This window comes from Streptomyces sp. NPDC051217 (assembly GCF_044455465.1).
Classification (GTDB): domain Bacteria; phylum Actinomycetota; class Actinomycetes; order Streptomycetales; family Streptomycetaceae; genus Streptomyces.
This window is the reverse complement of the sequence record NZ_JBITEV010000002.1, coordinates 288,878-304,067: the sequence shown is the minus strand read 5'-3', so window position 1 is coordinate 304,067 and position 15,190 is coordinate 288,878. Positions and strand designations below refer to the sequence as shown.

Annotated in this window: 14 protein-coding genes; 9 read left to right on the top strand and 5 right to left on the bottom strand. The window is 72.8% G+C overall.

The window, feature by feature from the left end; translation table 11 throughout:
- The first annotated feature begins 26 nt into the window (after positions 1-26).
- Positions 27-962 carry an ATP-binding cassette domain-containing protein gene (locus ACIBBB_RS06445; protein WP_398979344.1) on the top strand — a complete coding sequence of 312 codons (936 nt, stop codon included), beginning with the start codon at positions 27-29 and terminating at the stop codon, positions 960-962.
- A complete protein-coding gene (locus tag ACIBBB_RS06440; RefSeq protein WP_398979342.1) occupies positions 959-1,726 on the top strand; it encodes an ABC transporter permease in 768 nt (255 codons plus the stop codon). The genes ACIBBB_RS06445 and ACIBBB_RS06440 overlap by 4 nt, the downstream gene beginning before the upstream one ends.
- 20 nt (positions 1,727-1,746) lie before the next feature.
- Here ACIBBB_RS06440 and ACIBBB_RS06435 read toward each other — a convergent pair whose 3' ends face one another.
- From ACIBBB_RS06435 to ACIBBB_RS06425, 3 genes are read right to left on the bottom strand one after another with little or no spacing between them, the layout of a single operon-like run.
- Positions 1,747-2,577 carry a GNAT family N-acetyltransferase gene (locus tag ACIBBB_RS06435; RefSeq protein WP_398979339.1) on the bottom strand — a complete coding sequence of 277 codons (831 nt, stop codon included), beginning with the start codon at positions 2,575-2,577 and terminating at the stop codon, positions 1,747-1,749.
- 59 nt (positions 2,578-2,636) lie between these two features.
- Positions 2,637-3,338: a class F sortase gene (locus ACIBBB_RS06430; protein ID WP_398979337.1), complete on the bottom strand. Its 702-nt coding sequence runs from the start codon at positions 3,336-3,338 to the stop codon at positions 2,637-2,639.
- Positions 3,335-3,820, bottom strand: a complete 486-nt coding sequence (locus tag ACIBBB_RS06425) for a hypothetical protein (RefSeq protein WP_398979335.1) — start codon at positions 3,818-3,820, stop codon at positions 3,335-3,337. Before ACIBBB_RS06425 ends, ACIBBB_RS06430 begins: the two co-directional genes overlap by 4 nt.
- Before the next feature lie 813 nt (positions 3,821-4,633).
- On the opposite strand from ACIBBB_RS06425, the gene ACIBBB_RS06420 reads away from it, so the two are divergent.
- The 5 genes from ACIBBB_RS06420 (at position 4,634) to ACIBBB_RS06400 (ending at position 10,384) form a co-directional block, all read left to right on the top strand.
- Entirely contained in the window at positions 4,634-5,332 is a 699-nt protein-coding gene (locus ACIBBB_RS06420) for a TetR/AcrR family transcriptional regulator (RefSeq protein WP_398979333.1), read from the top strand.
- A gap of 4 nt (positions 5,333-5,336) precedes the next feature.
- Positions 5,337-5,606: a hypothetical protein gene (locus ACIBBB_RS06415; protein WP_398979331.1), complete on the top strand. Its 270-nt coding sequence runs from the start codon at positions 5,337-5,339 to the stop codon at positions 5,604-5,606.
- Between the two features lie 65 nt (positions 5,607-5,671).
- The gene (locus tag ACIBBB_RS06410) at positions 5,672-6,895 is read left to right on the top strand and encodes a methyltransferase (protein ID WP_398979329.1); all 1,224 of its coding nucleotides are present in this window, start codon (positions 5,672-5,674) and stop codon (positions 6,893-6,895) included.
- Positions 6,896-7,037: 142 nt separating this feature from the next.
- Positions 7,038-8,969 carry an NAD-binding protein gene (locus ACIBBB_RS06405; RefSeq protein WP_398980049.1) on the top strand — a complete coding sequence of 644 codons (1,932 nt, stop codon included), beginning with the start codon at positions 7,038-7,040 and terminating at the stop codon, positions 8,967-8,969.
- Positions 8,970-9,331: 362 nt separating this feature from the next.
- On the top strand, positions 9,332-10,384 hold the full coding sequence (locus tag ACIBBB_RS06400; RefSeq protein ID WP_398979327.1) for a phosphatidylinositol-specific phospholipase C domain-containing protein: 1,053 nt from the start codon (positions 9,332-9,334) through the stop codon (positions 10,382-10,384).
- 71 nt (positions 10,385-10,455) lie between these two features.
- Here the strand turns inward: ACIBBB_RS06400 and ACIBBB_RS06395 are convergent, their stop codons facing one another.
- A complete protein-coding gene (locus tag ACIBBB_RS06395; RefSeq protein WP_398979325.1) occupies positions 10,456-11,358 on the bottom strand; it encodes an SDR family NAD(P)-dependent oxidoreductase in 903 nt (300 codons plus the stop codon).
- Between the two features lie 184 nt (positions 11,359-11,542).
- Here ACIBBB_RS06395 and ACIBBB_RS06390 point away from each other — a divergent pair, with 184 nt between their 5' ends.
- Together ACIBBB_RS06390 and ACIBBB_RS06385 are read left to right on the top strand one after the other, a co-directional pair.
- Positions 11,543-12,763 carry a sensor histidine kinase gene (locus ACIBBB_RS06390; RefSeq protein WP_398979323.1) on the top strand — a complete coding sequence of 407 codons (1,221 nt, stop codon included), beginning with the start codon at positions 11,543-11,545 and terminating at the stop codon, positions 12,761-12,763.
- Entirely contained in the window at positions 12,760-13,428 is a 669-nt protein-coding gene (locus ACIBBB_RS06385) for a response regulator (protein WP_398979321.1), read from the top strand. Before ACIBBB_RS06390 ends, ACIBBB_RS06385 begins: the two co-directional genes overlap by 4 nt.
- 91 nt (positions 13,429-13,519) lie before the next feature.
- Here ACIBBB_RS06385 and ACIBBB_RS06380 read toward each other — a convergent pair whose 3' ends face one another.
- A complete protein-coding gene (locus tag ACIBBB_RS06380) occupies positions 13,520-15,085 on the bottom strand; it encodes an ATP-dependent DNA ligase (protein ID WP_398979319.1) in 1,566 nt (521 codons plus the stop codon).
- Between the last annotated feature and the right edge of the window lie 105 nt (positions 15,086-15,190).

Below are 15,190 nucleotides of genomic sequence, written 5' to 3'. Positions count from 1 at the left end.
GCGGGCCTCTCCGTAGCGTCGAGAACATGATCGAAGCAACGGAACTCACCAAGCGATACGGCGGCAGGAACGCCGTCGACAGGCTCTCGTTCACCGTACGGCCCGGCAGGGTCACCGGCTTTCTCGGCCCGAACGGGGCGGGCAAGTCGACCACCATGCGGCTGATCCTCGGGCTCGACACCCCGACGGCCGGCCGCGTCACCGTCGGGGGCAGGCGCTACGCGGACCTCGTCGCGCCCCTGCGTACCGTCGGCTCGCTCCTGGACGCCAAAGGCGTCCACGGCGGCCGCTCCGCACACCAGCATCTCGCCGCCCTCGCGGCGAGCAACGGCATCCCGGGACGCCGCGTCGACGATGTCCTCGACCTCGTCGGCCTGCCCGCCGACACGGCCCGCACCCGGACCAACGGCTTCTCGCTCGGAATGGGCCAGCGGCTCGGGATCGCCGCCGCGCTGATCGGTGACCCCGAGGTGCTCATCCTGGACGAACCGGTCAACGGACTCGACACCGAAGGCATCCGCTGGATCCGCGGACTGATGAAGTCCCTCGCCGCGCAGGGCCGTACCGTCTTCCTCTCCAGCCATCTGATGAGCGAGATGGAACTGACCGCGGACCATCTCATCGTGATCGGCCGCGGCAGGCTCATCGCCGACACCACGATGCGCGACTTCATCCGCGCCAACTCCCGCTCCCACACGCTCGTCCGCTCCCCGGAGCCCGAGAAGCTGCGGGCGCTGCTGGAGGCGAGGGGATGGGGTGTACGGCTGGACCCCGGCGGCGGCTGGCGGGTCGACGGGACCGACGCCACGGCCATCGGCGACCTGGCGCGCGACCACGGTCTCGCGGTCCATGAACTCACCCCGGCCCACTCCACGTTGGAGGAGGTCTACACGGCGCTGGCGGGCGACTCGGCCGAATACCGCGCCGGCGAGGCCACGACCGGGGCGGAGGCAGTCCGATGACGAACGACATCTTTGGCGCGCGGGCCGGATTCCGGCAGGCCCTCGCCGCCGAGTGGATCAAATTCCGCAGCGTGCGCTCCACGGTGTGGACGACGGCCGCCACCGCCGTGGTCCCGATCGCCGGAGCGGTGTTCGTCGCCGCGACCGGGAGCCTCCAGGACGACGACACGGTCATCGGCGGCAGCCTCACCCTGGCCGTCGTCGCGCAGATGCTCGCCGCCGTCGTCGGCGCGATGACCATCACCGGCGAGTACGGCAGCGGCACCATCCGGACGACCCTCGCCGCCAACCCGAGCCGGGGCACGGTCGTCGCCGCCAAGGCGACACTCGTCGCCGGCCTCATGTATGTGATCGCCCTGGTCTCCTGCTCGCTCGCCGTCCTGGCCGGTGACGCGCTCCTGCCCGCCCGGTACCCGACCGGGGAGCCGCTGCCGGCCCTCCTCGGCATCGCGGGCTCCTTCGCCGTGGCCGGTCTGCTGGGCCTGGCCGTCGGGACGCTCGTACGGCACTCGGCGGGCGCCGTCACCACCGTCATCGGCCTCCTGCTGCTGCCGTCCCTCTTCGGCCCGCTGTTCGGGGACGCGCGGCGGTGGATCGCCGGCCTGTCGCCGACCGCCGCCCTGGAGAAGCTGACGCAGACCTCGGACGCGACGGCCGAAACGGTCGGCAGTCTGGGACCCTGGCCGTCGCTGTGGCTGGTGGCCGGCTGTACGGCGGCGCTGCTCCTGGTGGCCGCCGGGGCGCTGCGGCGCCGCGACGTCTGATGATGTCCCGGCGCGGCGGGTCAGGGCGTGTGGACGTACGGCGTGGTCGTGCTCAGCTCCTCGAAACCGAGCCGCCGCAGGATGGGGCGGCTCTGGCTCGACGCGTCGACCTGGAGGTAGCGGTAGCCGCGCTCGGCGGCCAGGCGGGTACGGAAGGCGACCAGGGCGCGGTAGAGACCCCGGCCCCGCCAGCCGGGGACGGTGCCACCGCCCCAGAGGCCCGCGAACTGCGTGCCGGTCGGCAGCTCCATCCGCGCGGCGCTCACCGGCACGTCACCGGCCATGGCGACGGCCGCCGCGACGCTCCCCGGTGCGGCGGCGAGCTGGGCCAGCAGCCGCTCGCGGGTGTGCGAACGGTCCGTACCGAACGCCCGCTCGTGGACCTCGGCCATCAGCTCCACGCCCGCCGCGTCGGTCACCGCGACCAGCCGTACCCCGTCGGGCACCGCGACATCGGCCGGCAGCCCGGCGGCCTCGGCGATCATCAGCGTCTCCGGCGGCTCGGGCGTGAACCCGGCGGCGGTCAGCCGGCGGGCGAGGTCGTGGGGCGCGTCATGGGAGTAGAGCTTCCACTCGAACTCCAGGCCGAGGGAGGTGAAATGACGTATCTGCTCGGCGATCACGGCATCCGCCGAGTGTTCGTCCAGATCCGACCACAGGACCCCGTTCCAGCCGCCGTCCATTTCTTCCCCGGCCGGTCCTGGTCCGCCTGGTCCGCCGGGTCCGCCGACCATGGCCGCCGTCTGGCGGACCACGGCGCCGACCCGTTCGATCACGGCCCCGGGGCCGTCGGCGGGGGCCTCCCTGCGCATCTGGCGGTCGAACAGCGCGCGTACGGCTTCGGTGTCCATCCGCCCACCTCAGCGGAGCGCCGCCGGCGCCGCAACCGGGTTTGCCGCGTCGCGGCCGGTCAGGCCGCCTTGCGGGTCTCGGTGAGACGGGCGAAGGCGACGACGTTGCCCTGATACCCGGTCTTCTCGGTGAAGGCGCCGCCGCAGGTGATCAGGCGCAGCTCCGGCGCTCCGGTCGGGCGGTAGACGCTCCTGGCCGGGAAGTTCCGCTTGGTGAAGCCCTTGACGCCGTAGACGGTGAACACGGCCGTGGTGCCGTCGGCGCGCGCCACCTCGACGCGGCTGTTCTTGGCGAGCCGGCCCAAGTCGTAGAAGACGGCGGGACCTTCACCGGTGTCGACATGTCCCACGATCACCGAGGTGCCCTGCTCGCCGGGTGTCACCGACCCCCGGAAGTGGCCCGCCAGATCGGGTCTGGTGGGCGGCGGCGCGTCGATCCAGCCCTCCGCGTCCAGCGACACACGCGTCATGGGCGCGTCGACGCGCACCGAGGGGATACGGATCCGGGTCGCGGTGGAGCCCGGCAGGGGAGGCGCGGCTCTGGCGGCCGTGCCGGCCGGGCGCGGCATCGGGACGGCGTCCGCGTCCGCGCCCGCGCTTGCGTCCCGGTCGGCGTCGGATACGGCCGGTCCCGCGCCGGCGGGCCCCGGCGGGAGTACGAGCCGTCCCTCGCTGCTGAGCCGCACCACGAAGATGCCGACGAGCAGGAGCAGGACGACCGTCGACCACCGGGAGGCCCTGAGCCTTTCCGTTTCCGTCATCGGGCGCCGTTCGCGGGCCGGCTGCGGACGAGACGGACGGCGCCGCCGACCGCGAGCGCGATGACCGCGGCTCCGACCGCCAGCCCGGCCGTGTTCGGCCCGCCGTCGGTGCTGCCACCGATGCCGGCCTTCACGCCCTTGTGCGCCCCGTCGCGCGCGCCGTCCGCCTGAGGCTTGTGCGGCTTGTGGGGCCGGGGCTCCAGGGGTTCCGGCCGGAGCGGCTCCAGGGGATCGAGCGGCGCCGACGAGTGCGGCGGCTTGACGGGCTTCCCCGGCTTGTCCGGTTTGTCAGGCTTGTTGGTCGTGCCGGTCGAGGCGGTCGTGCCGGGCTCGATCGTCAGCGGCACCGAGCGGATCACACCGGCGCAGTCGAAGGTGATCTCGTACTCGGCCTCCGGCTTCACGTCGTCGAAGACCGTGGCCGACTTCTCCTCGCCCTCGGTGAGGGTGACGGTCTCGAACACTCCCGACGACACGGTCACCGTGGGCGCCTGACATCCGCTGCTCCGGATCGTCACCTCACCGCCGGGTGCGACAGCCTCGGGGGAGACGCTGTAGTCGAACTCGGCCTCGTCGCCGGCGAACGCGGCCGACCCCGTCCCGAGAATGAGGGCAGCGGCGCCCGCGACCGCGGCCGAGACCCTGGGGCGTGTCCACGAAGTAGCGCCGTCCGCCGGCAGGGCGGGGCCCGCGGCGGCTGGTGCGGTGCGTCGCGAGGCGGAGGATCGGCGCTGTGGATGGACCGGAGGTACTTGGCCGACTCCGGAAACGCGGCGAGGTGCCGTGCCAGGCGTCGCGGGCCAGGCGGGACTTTGCGGACACGCCCCAGGGCCTTTCTTGCGCATCGGATCTCCACTCGTGAGGGTCCCGGGACGTCGGAGGCGCGCCACGGCGGGAAATTCCGAACGCGCCACACAGCGATCCCGACGCTAGAAGTGATGAATTGTCAGCGCACTCCGGGGACCCGCTGGTGCCCGCCAGTCGGGTTGTCGGGCGCGCACTCGGGTTATGGCGCCGGCGGTGGGACGGCTGTGTCGGCGAGGCATCTGTGCCGGTGAGGCGGCTGTGACAGCTGTGGCGATTGTTGCGAAACGTGCGGGAGTGAACCGCCGCAGGTTCGAACGTATGAGCTGTCGGGGGCGCGGGACGCGATTTCCGTGACGTACGGCTCCGGGATTTCGCGGAATCCGACCGGCGGGCGGGCGGTGCGTGCCATGCTCGGTAAGCACTCTTACCGGCGACTCCGCCATGGGGCCATGGCGTGATTCGCGCATGGCGTGATTCGGGGAGAGCGGATGGAATCGACTGATGACCCCGTGCGCGGCACGGACGGATCCCGCGGGGCGGAGACAGGCGGACACGCGCGCAAGGCGCAGCGCCGTGAGCGGCTGCTGACGACGGCGACCGACCTCTTCACGACCCGGGGCTATGTGGGCACGTCGATCGAACGGATCTGTGCCACCGCGCATGTGTCGATCCGCGCGTTCTACCAGGAGTTCGAAGGCCGCGAGGCGCTGTTGGTCGCGCTGCACAACGAGGTCGCGCGGGCCGGCATGGAGGCGACCCTCGCCGCCCTCGGCGATCCCGGTATGGACACGGCCGACACCCGGACGAGGGTGACCGCGCTGGTCCGCGCGTACGTCGGCGCGGTGACCGCCGATCTGGCGTCCGCGAAGGTCGCCTTCGTCGAGGTGATCGGTGTGAACCGCGCCGTGGAGGACCACCGGGTGGTCTGGCGCAGTCTGTGGACGGACTTCCTGACCGGCGAGGCGGACCGCGCCGTCCGGCGCGGCGAGGCTGTGCCGCGTGACTACACCCTGGCGATGGTCGCCCTGATCGGCGCCATCAACGAACTGATGGCGCACTGGGCCCGCAGCGGCGGAACGGTGCCGCGTGAGGTCGTGGCGGACGAGATGATCCGCCACGTGCTCGCCACGATCGGTCATCCCACCGGGCCGGGAGACGGCCCCGTACGGGCGGACGAGGGAGTGTGAGGTCATGAGCGGGCTCTGGCACCAGGTCATGCGGAGCATGTCCCGGCCGGACGCGTCGCCGGACGACGACATCCTCGCGCTGGCCGCCGCCGACATCGCGCTGCGCAACCATCCGCAACCGCCCGCCGACGCGGACGTCGTCCTGGACATCGCGCGGTCCGAGTTCGCGGCCGTACTCACCGTGCGGCAGGCCAGGGTGGCGCTCCAGCGGGCCCGTGAGATGGCCAGGGAACAGGCGGCGCAGGACCGGGAACGTACGGACGGGAACGGCTGAACGGCAGTTCAGCGGGTTACGCCGACGCGGGAGCCGCCCGAGCGCTCGGTTAGCCTGAGCGGACGATGAACCGTTTGACGACGCCCTGGGGCGATCTCGACCTTGCCCGCTTTCCCGAGCAGCCCCGTGACACGCTCCGGGCCTGGGACGCGGCCGACGAGTATCTGCTGCGGCATCTCGCCGAGGCCGAGGCCGAGGCGGAAGCCGAGGAGGCCGCCGCCGGTGGCGGCGTCGATCTGTCCGGCGCCGTGGTCGTCGTCGGCGACCGCTGGGGCGCGCTCGCCACGGCGCTCGCACCGCACCACCCCGTACAGATCACCGACTCGTACCTCACCCAGCGGGCGACCCGCGCCAACCTGCTGCGCAACGGCATCGACACCGACGCCGTGCGGTTCCTCTCGGCACGGGACACACCGCCCGAGCGGATCGACGTCCTGCTGATCCGGGTGCCCAAGAGCCTCTCTCTTCTGGAGGACCAGCTGCACCGGCTGGCGCCCGCCCTGGGTCCGCGGACCGTTGTCGTCGGCACCGGCAAGGTCACCGAGATCCACACCTCCACCCTGCGGCTCTTCGAGCAGATCCTCGGCCCCACCCGGACCTCGCTCGCCGTGAAGAAGGCGCGTCTGATCTTCTGCGCCCCGGCCGCCGACCGCGCCCGGGACCGGTCCGGTGACGGCGGCCGGTCCGCCGACAGCGCGGCGGCGAGCCCCTGGCCGATCTCGTACACCGTGCCCGAGGGCGTCGGCGCCGCCTCCGGGCTGACCGTCACCAACCACGCCGGCATCTTCTGCGCCGAACGCCTCGACATCGGTACGAGGTTCTTCCTGCGCAATCTGCCCGAGCGGCGCGGCCGGGAGCATGTCGTCGACCTCGGCTGCGGGAACGGCGTCGTCGGCACGGCCGTCGCCGTGGCCAATCCGGAGGCCCGGCTGACGTTCACCGACGAGTCCTTCTCGGCCGTGGCGTCCGCCGAGGCGACCTTCCGCAAGAACGTCGACACCGGCAATCCGGTGGAGTTCGTCGTCGGTGACGCCCTGGCCACGGTGGCCCCCGGGTCGGCCGATCTCGTACTCAGCAATCCGCCCTTCCATACCCATCAGGCGACCACCGACGCGACCGCCTGGCGGATGTTCACCGGGTCGCGCGAGGCGCTGCGCTCCGGCGGCGAGCTGTGGGTCGTCGGCAACCGGCATCTCGGCTACCACACCAAGCTGCGGCGGCTGTTCGGGAACTGCGACGTGATGGCGAGCGATCCGAAGTTCGTGGTCCTGCGGGCCGTCCGGCGCTGAACGCCGAGGGTCGCGGACTCCGGTCCCGAGGCGCTGACCGGCCGTAACTTGCCTTCCCGGACGTCCCGTTGGGCACACTGTGCCTGTGACGTCACTGCCGCAACTCCCGCCCCAGGTCCAACACGGCTCGCAGCCCGGCCATATGATCGTGTGTGGCGACGACGCGCTCAGCCACCGGCTGGCCGGTGAACTGCGTGAGGTCTACGGAGAACAGGTGACCCTCGTCGTCCCGCCGGTACGCGCGGAACGCCGGGACCCCGCGCCGCTCACCGGCCGGGGCAGGGCGTCCGCCCTCATCGGCCGGATGTCGGCGGTCATGGCCCGCACGTACGGCCCCGCGACCGGCGCTCCCGACGGCCGGACGGGCGACGCCGCGCTGCCGCGACTCATCGAGGCCGCGGAACTCGACACCGACGTACTCGTCGAGGCGGGAGTCATCGAGGCGGCGGCGCTCGCGCTCGTCCACGACGACGACGAGGTCAACATCAGGACCGCCCTCGCCGCACGGCGTCTCAACCCCCAACTGCGCCTGGTCATCCGGCTCTACAACCGCAAGCTCGGCCAGCATCTCGAACAGCTGCTCGACCAGGCGGCGGCCGTCGCCGTCCCCGGCCTGGACATCGCCGCGCTCGACGCGTCCACCACCGTGCTCTCGGACGCCGACACCGCAGCCCCCGCGCTGGCGGCCACCGCCGTCGCCGGCACCAGTAAGATCGTCCGTGCCGACGGGCTGATGCTTCGGGCCGTGGAGCGCAATCCGCCAGGCCCCGGCGAGGTCGCCGACCCCGGTCTGTGCACCCTCGCCCTGCTGTCGTCCACGACCAACGACCCGGCGGGCGCGGAGGGTTCGGACAGCAGCGGCCACGACGGGCCCCGGCTGCTGCCCGACGACGCCAGCACCGCGGCGGCGACCGGCCGGGGGACCGTGGTCCTGGAGGCCGTCTCCCCCGAGGGCGAGCCGCTGTCACGGCGGCGGACCACGGGGCGCGGCGCCCCCCTGGGCTCGCTCCTCTCCCCCCGGCTGCGGTGGTCGTTCGCGGGCATCGCCGCCGCCGTACTGGCCCTGGCCGTCGCCTCCTGGATCACCACCGACGACCATCCGCTGCACGCGACGTACATCGTCCTGCTCGACCTGTTCGGCATCGGGGACCCCGCCACCGGCGAGGATCTGGACCGTCAGCTGGTCCAACTCCTCTCCGGGGTGGCCGGGTTGCTGCTGCTTCCGGTCCTGCTGGCCGCCGTACTCGAAGCGCTCGGTACGTTCCGCAGCGCGTCGGCCCTGCGCAGGCCGCCCCGCGGAATCTCCGGCCACATCGTGCTGCTCGGCCTCGGGAAGATCGGCAGCAGGGTGCTGGTACGGCTGCGTGAACTCGACATACCCGTGGTGTGTGTGGAGGAGGACCCCGAGGCCCGGGGCATCGCCCTCGCACGGAGCCTGCGGGTGCCGACGGTGGTCGGCGACGTGACCCAGGAAGGTGTCCTGGAGGCGGCCAAGGTGCACCGGGCGCACGCCCTTCTCGCGCTCACCAGCGTCGATGTCACCAACCTCGAAGCGGCCCTGTACGCGCGGTCCGTCAAGCCGGACCTGCGGGTCGCCCTGCGGCTGTACGACGACGAGTTCGCCACCGCCGTCTACCGGACGCTGCGCGCGGCCCACCCCCGGGCCCTCACCCGCAGCCGCAGCGTCTCGACACTCGCGGCACCGGCCTTCGCCATCGCCATGATGGGTCGTCAGATTCTCGGCGCCATCCCGGTGGAGCGCAAGGTGCTGCTGGTCGCGGCCATCGACGTGGCCGGACACCCGAGACTCGAAGGGCGCACCGTCGCCGAGGTGTTCAGGCCGGGCGCCTGGCGGATCATCGCGCTGGACACGGCGGCGCCGGGGGACCGGCTGCCCGATCTCGCCGACACCCGGCGCGACCACGACGAGGACCGCACCACCGGCCTGGTCTGGGACCTGCACCCGGGATACGTGCTGCGCGCGCAGGACCGTGTCGTGCTGGCCGCCACCCGGCGGGGTCTGGCCGAACTGATGGGCCGTCAGTCGGCGCCGCCCCGGCCCTCCGTTCCCTAAGGGCTGTCCCGTAATCCCCGGCGGGCGCACGACGACAGCTACGGCACCTCGCCGTGTTGTCGGATCGCCCGAATACGCCCGGTATGAGGACGACCCTCCGCCTTGCGATGTACCGCATCTGACGCCGCGCGCTGATCCACCGGGGATTACGGGACAGCCCTTAGGGCGTGTCTCGTCGATCGGGCCGGATCAGGGAGACACCCCTCAGACCTGGAGCCGCGGCGCGGATATCGGCCACGGACGCGTCTGTTCCCGCCGTACCGCGAACAGTGCCGGTTCACGTAAGCCCCCGTCCCCCCGTACGTCACGCGACTGCCCTACTGTTCCCGTCACTTCACTCGTATGACGGGAAGGCCGGGAACATGGGAAGACTCATGCGTACGACAGTTGCGGCGAGCGCGGCCGGGGCACTGGCCCTGGTGGGCGCCCTGAGCCAGGCGGGCACCGCCGCCGCCGACGACCAGCTGCCGTACTCCTCTTCCACCGGGGTCGGGGTCCACAACGCGTACGAGAAGACGACCTTCCCGTACTTCGCCGACGCGCTGGACTCCGGTGCCGGGATGCTCGAACTCGACGTGTGGACCAATGTGTTCGGCGCCTCCTGGCGCGTCTCGCACAGCAACCCGCTCGGCAGCAACAGCAATTGCGTGAACGCCGCCAACGCCGGTGAACTGCGCACCAAGGCACGCGACCAGGGCCTGCCCGGCTGCCTCAAGGACATGAAAGCCTGGCACGACGCAAATCCCGGCCACCGGCCCATCCTTGTCAAGGTCGAGCTGAAGGACGGCTTCCAGGGCAACGCCGGACGCGGCCCCGCCGCGCTCGACGCGCTCCTCGGCTCCACCCTCGGCGACGCCCTGTTCCGCCCCGCCGACCTCGTGGGCGGCAGCGCGAACCTCGACACCGCCGTCCAGGAGCGCGGCTGGCCGGCGCGCTCCGCGCTCGCGGGCAAGTTCATATTCGAGCTGATCCCCGGCACCGTCGAGCAGCAGAACCCCCTCGACACCCTGTGGACCGACCGCGAGTACGCGACCCACCTGCGAAACCTCGCCGCCGCCGGCCGGCTCGGCGACGCTGCGGCCTTCCCCGCCGTCCTCGGCGCCGCCGCCGGCGACCCCCGTACCCGGTACACGGACGCCTCGCTCCGGCCGTGGTTCGTCGTCTTCGACGGTTCCGCGTCCATCTACGCCGCCGAGGGCTTCGACACCGACTGGTACGACCAGCGGCACTACCTTGTCGTCATGACGGACGCCCACGCGGTGGCGCCCGCCATCGACGGCACGAACCCGACCGAGGGGCAGGCGCGGGACCGCGTCGCGCTTCTGGCGCGCGAGCACGCGAGCATCGCCTCCGCGGACTGGTACCCGCTGCCCTCCGTCCTCGCCACGGTCGTGGAGCGCGGCGCGGGAGAGTAACCGCCGCCCCGGTCGCACGGCGCGTGCGGGTCGCCCGGCCCCCGGCCGTGCGCCCCGGCGCGCCCGCCCGGTCAGATCCCCGCGAGCTGACCCCCGTCGACCAGGACCACCGAGCCCGTCTGGAAGGCGAAATCAGGGGAGGCCAGCCCCAGTGCGGCGCTCGCCATCTCCTCCGGCGTCGCCATGCGCTTCAGCGCGTCGACCCCCTGTCTGCCGAACTCGGCCTTCGCCGCGGCCCATTCCCCGTCCGTCAGCCCGTCGGGACGGTGCACGTCGAGCATCGGGGTGTCGGTCATCCCCGGAGCCAGCGCCACGACGCGTATCCCGTGCGTGCCGTTCTCGATGGCCGACGCCTGGACGAGACCGGTCACGCCGCCCTTGCTGGACGTGTAACTGCCCAGCCCCGTACGGGTCATGAACTGGTTCGACGAACCGGTCACGATGACGACCCCGCCGCCCCGCGCCCGCATATGAGGGATCTGGTACTTCAACGCCAGGAACACGCCGCGGGTGTTGGTGAGGATGACGTCGTCGAAGTCCTCGACCGTCACCTCGTGCAGGTCGGTGAACGGCTTCTGGATCCCCGCGTTGTTGAGGCAGATGTCGAGACCGTCGTACCGTTCCACCACCCGGTCGACGAAGGACTTCACCTCACCGGGGCGACGCACATCGGCCCTGATGAACGTCGCCTCACCGCCCGCCGACCTGATCCTGCGTTCGACCTCCTTACCGAGGTGCTCCCGGCGGCCGCAGAAACCGACCTTGGCCCCCTCGGCGGCGAAGGCGAGGGCCGAGGCCCGGCCGATTCCCGATGTCGCGCCGGTGATCAGGACGGTCCTGCCCTCGTACCTGCCGCCCCCGCCCTTTCCCGGGCCCGCGGTCGCCGCCCCCGCCGCACCCGCCCCCGGTCCCGCGAACGTCAGTCCCGCCGCGGTCGCGGCCGCGGCGCCACCCAGCACGGTGCGCCGGCTCATGGGCCCGGATCCTGTTCTGCCCTTCACGGCCAGTCCTCCTCGTCTGTGTATGTGTCCTTGTTCTCGTCCCCTGCCGCCGTCGACTCTTCGGCATCCCGGCCGCCCTCACATCCGCCGTAAGGAGCCCCGGCGGCACCGACTTTCGTCGAATGTGCGAACCGGTCCGGATCCCTACGATGGGCGCATGACGACAACGGACGCACGCCCGCGCGATCGCGTGACGACGCTGCTGGAGTGCCGGCTGCTGCGGAGTGCCGCGTTCGCGTTCGTGTCGTACAAAGCGGTGTACGACGGCCTGACGGCGGGCGCCGGACTGGTCGACGGCGCGGCGGCGAGCGCGGCGGCCGGCGCCGGACTGTGCGCGGCGCTGCTGCTCTGCGGGCGGCTGCCGGTGGCTGTCGCCGCTCTGGCGCTCGGCGGGTTCCTGTTGGAGAGTCAGCTGTGGCCCCTGCTGTTCGCGCTGTACTGCGTGACGCTGCTCCGTCCGGCGCTGGTCGCGGTCGGCCTCACCGCCCTGGCCTTCGGGCCGGCCGCCCACGCGCCGTTCCGCGAACTGGTGAACATGCCGCAGGTCAGCTTTCTGCCCTGCGCGGTGGTGGCGCTCCCGCTGGCCTTCGGCCTCGCGGCGCGGAGCCATCGGCGGCTCGCCCGGTCGCTGGCCCGCCAGCTCGACCATCTTCGGACCGCGAACCGGCTGCGTGACGAGCGCGTACGGCTCGCCGAACGGGCCCGTATCGCCCGGGAGATGCACGACGTGCTCGCCCACCGGCTGAGCCTGCTCGTGCTGCACACCGGTGTCCTCCAGCGGCGGGGCGCGGAGGCGCCCGAGGCGGTACGGGAACGGCTCGGCCTGCTGCGGGACACCAGCGCCCACGCCCTGGACGACCTGCGCGACCTGCTCGGCGCGCTGCGCGACCACGAGGGCCCCGCGCCGCTCGGCCCGACCGCGGACGATCTGCCCTCGCTGATCGCCGAGTCGGAGGCCGCGGGCACCCGGGTACGCGGCGGGGGCGAGGGGGCCGGTGAACTGGCGGCGCTGCCCGCCGCCGTACGGCTGGCCGTGCACCGCATCGTCCAGGAGGCGCTGACCAACGCCCGGAAGCACGCCCCGGGCGAACCGGTGGATCTCGCGGTGACGGTGGAGCGTTCCCGCTCCCGCGTGGAGATCCGGGCCGCCAACGCCTGTCCGCCGCAGGTCACTTCGCCAGGGGCGCCGCGCGGTTACGGTCTGGTGGGCGTCGGCGAGCGGGTGGCCGCGCTGCACGGCGAACTGACCAGCGGCCGGACCGACGACGGCCGTTTCGTCCTGCGGGCCCGCCTCCCGATCCCGCCGCATCCTTCTTCGGAGGGTCTGTCCCGGCACCCGGTGGGGGAGGCGCGACAGGGCGCGGGGGCGGCGCCGTGAGCGGCGAGCGCGGGCAGCGGCCGGTCAAGGTACTCGTCGTCGACGACGACCCCTTCGTCAGAGCGGGCCTCGCCGACCTGGTCGTCACGGACGACGGCCTGGAACTGGTCGGTGAGGCGGGCGACGGACGTGCGGCCGTGGAGATGGCGGCCCGCCTCCGTACGGATGTCGCGCTGGTCGACATCCGCATGCCGGTGATGGACGGCATCGCCGCGACGAGCGCGCTGCGCGCGCTCCCGCACCCGCCGGCCGTGGCCGTGCTCACCACCTTCGACCTGGACGAGTACGTCTACGGCGCGCTGGAGGCGGGCGCCGCGGGCTTCCTGCTCAAGGACACCCCGCCGGACGAGATCCTGCGCGCCGTGCGGATCGTGGCCGAGGGCGGCGCCATGCTCTCGCCGACCGTCACCCGTACGGTCATCAGCCGCTTCCACCGTCCCGACGCGGCGCGCACGCGGGCCGCGAGGGCGGCGGCGGTACGGCTCACGCCAAGGGAGCGTCAGGTACTCGCGGCGCTCGCCGACGGCATGACCAACGCGGACATCGGTGATCTGCTCCAGCTGCGCGAGTCGACGGTGAAGGCACATGTGAGCCGGATCCTCACGGAGTTGGGCGTCTCGAACCGCGTACAGGCCGCGATGGTCGCGAGGGACCTCGCGCCGTGACCCGGCACAGGCAGCGACTGCTGTGCCCCTCACGCGCCGGACGGTGCCGCCGGGCGCTGCGACCTCACGGCCCTCACGCGCCTCACGGCCCTCACGTGTCCGGCGGGCCGTGGGCCCCGAGCACCGTCTCCAGCGTGTCCGCCTCCGACGCCGGTTTGTCCTCACGGTGGCGCAGCACCCGCGCGAACCGCAGCGTCACTCCGGCCGGATAGCGGGACGAGCGCTGGAGCCCGTCGTAGGCGATCTCCACCACCAGCTCCGGACGCACCCGCACGGTGAAGCCGTCGTCCTCCACGGCCAACTCCCGCAGACGCGCCGTCTGCCACTCCAGCATCGCGTCCGTCAGGCCCTTGAACGTCTTGCCCAGCATCACGAACGAGCCGTCCGGCCGCCGGGCACCCAGATGCAGATTCGACAGGCGGCCGGTGCGCCTGCCGTGACCCCACTCGGCGGCCAGCACCACGAGATCCAGCGTATGGACCGGTTTGACCTTCACCCATCCGGCCCCGCGCCGGCCCGCGCTGTACGGGGTGTCGAGCGCCTTGACGACGACGCCCTCGTGCCCCCGTTCCAGGGTGACCCGCAGGAACTCCACCGCCTCGGCGGTGTCCGGCGCCGCATCCTCAGCCGCGTTCTGGTCCCGCCCCGGCACCACGACCCGCCGGACCCGCATCGGCGCCGGGACCAGCCGGTCCAGCGTCGTACGGCGCTCGGCGTACGACAGGTCCAGCAGTTCCTCACCGCCGGCGGCGAGCACGTCGAAGAAGACCGGCGACAGCGGCAGCGCGACGGCCGCCGCCCTTACGTCGGTGCGCGAGCCGACCCGACCCGCGACCTCCTGGAACGGGCGGGGCCTGCCGTCCGCGTCCAGGGCGACGACCTCCCCGTCCAGGATGAAGCGGTCACCGTCCAGGGCCAGCGCGGCGGCCGTCACCTCCGGGAGCCGGCCGGTGATGTCGTCGAGGGTGCGGGTGTAGACCCGTACCGCGTCCCCCTCCCGGTGGACCTGTACGCGGATCCCGTCCAGCTTCTCCTCCACGGCGCACGGCCCGAGCCGCTCCACGGCCTCGGCCACGCTCCCCGCCGTCTGCGCGAGCATCGGCAGCACCGGGCGGCCCACGGTCAGCCGGAACTCCTCCAGCGCCCCGGGACCGTCCGCCAGCAGCCGCCCGGCGACGCTCTGGAGCGACCCGGCCAGCATCACCGCCCGCCGGACGGCGGCGGGCGGTGCCTCCGTCGCCCGCGCGAGTGCCTCCCCGGCGACGGCGTCCAGCGCGCCCTGGCGCACCTCACCGGAGAGCAGCGCGATCAGGAAGCGCTGTTCCTCCCCGGTCGCCGCCCCCAGCAGGGCCTGGACCAGCCGTCTGCGCTCGGCCTGCGAGCCGGGACCGGCTACGGCGGCGAGAGCGGTGACCGCCTCGTCCGCCTCGTGGATGGTCAGCGTGGCCGTGTCCGCCGCCGGTACGGGGTCCTTCAGCGCGTGCCACCCGACCCCGATCCGCCCCTGCGGTAGCCGGCCCGCCAGCCACGGGATGACGACGGGCACGTCGGCGGGCCCGGCCGCGCGGAAGAGTTCGGCCAGCAGGGCGATCTTCCGGGACCGCGCCGACGTGGCGGCGACCTCCCGTGAGACATGAGCGAGCGTGGCCAGCAGCATGCGGCCATCCTGCAACGCCTCGCGCCCGCGCGCTCCTCCGAAGCCCGCTGAAGCACGCCCGGCCCCGTGCCGGGCGGCGGGCGCGGGAGGGCTAACCTGGGCGGT

What these genes read in the sequence shown, in the direction of transcription:
- ACIBBB_RS06410 (WP_398979329.1), top strand. Translation starts at nt 5,672, where the DNA reads ATGAACCGTTTGACGACGCCCTGGGGCGATCTCGACCTTGCCCGCTTT.
- ACIBBB_RS06445 (WP_398979344.1), top strand. Translation starts at nt 27, where the DNA reads ATGATCGAAGCAACGGAACTCACCAAGCGATACGGCGGCAGGAACGCC.
- ACIBBB_RS06395 (WP_398979325.1), bottom strand. Translation starts at nt 11,358, where the DNA reads ATGAGCCGGCGCACCGTGCTGGGTGGCGCCGCGGCCGCGACCGCGGCG.
- ACIBBB_RS06390 (WP_398979323.1), top strand. Translation starts at nt 11,543, where the DNA reads ATGACGACAACGGACGCACGCCCGCGCGATCGCGTGACGACGCTGCTG.
- ACIBBB_RS06415 (WP_398979331.1), top strand. Translation starts at nt 5,337, where the DNA reads ATGAGCGGGCTCTGGCACCAGGTCATGCGGAGCATGTCCCGGCCGGAC.
- ACIBBB_RS06440 (WP_398979342.1), top strand. Translation starts at nt 959, where the DNA reads ATGACGAACGACATCTTTGGCGCGCGGGCCGGATTCCGGCAGGCCCTC.
- ACIBBB_RS06400 (WP_398979327.1), top strand. Translation starts at nt 9,332, where the DNA reads ATGGGAAGACTCATGCGTACGACAGTTGCGGCGAGCGCGGCCGGGGCA.
- ACIBBB_RS06405 (WP_398980049.1), top strand. Translation starts at nt 7,038, where the DNA reads ATGATCGTGTGTGGCGACGACGCGCTCAGCCACCGGCTGGCCGGTGAA.
- ACIBBB_RS06420 (WP_398979333.1), top strand. Translation starts at nt 4,634, where the DNA reads ATGGAATCGACTGATGACCCCGTGCGCGGCACGGACGGATCCCGCGGG.
- ACIBBB_RS06430 (WP_398979337.1), bottom strand. Translation starts at nt 3,338, where the DNA reads ATGACGGAAACGGAAAGGCTCAGGGCCTCCCGGTGGTCGACGGTCGTC.
- ACIBBB_RS06435 (WP_398979339.1), bottom strand. Translation starts at nt 2,577, where the DNA reads ATGGACACCGAAGCCGTACGCGCGCTGTTCGACCGCCAGATGCGCAGG.
- ACIBBB_RS06380 (WP_398979319.1), bottom strand. Translation starts at nt 15,085, where the DNA reads ATGCTGCTGGCCACGCTCGCTCATGTCTCACGGGAGGTCGCCGCCACG.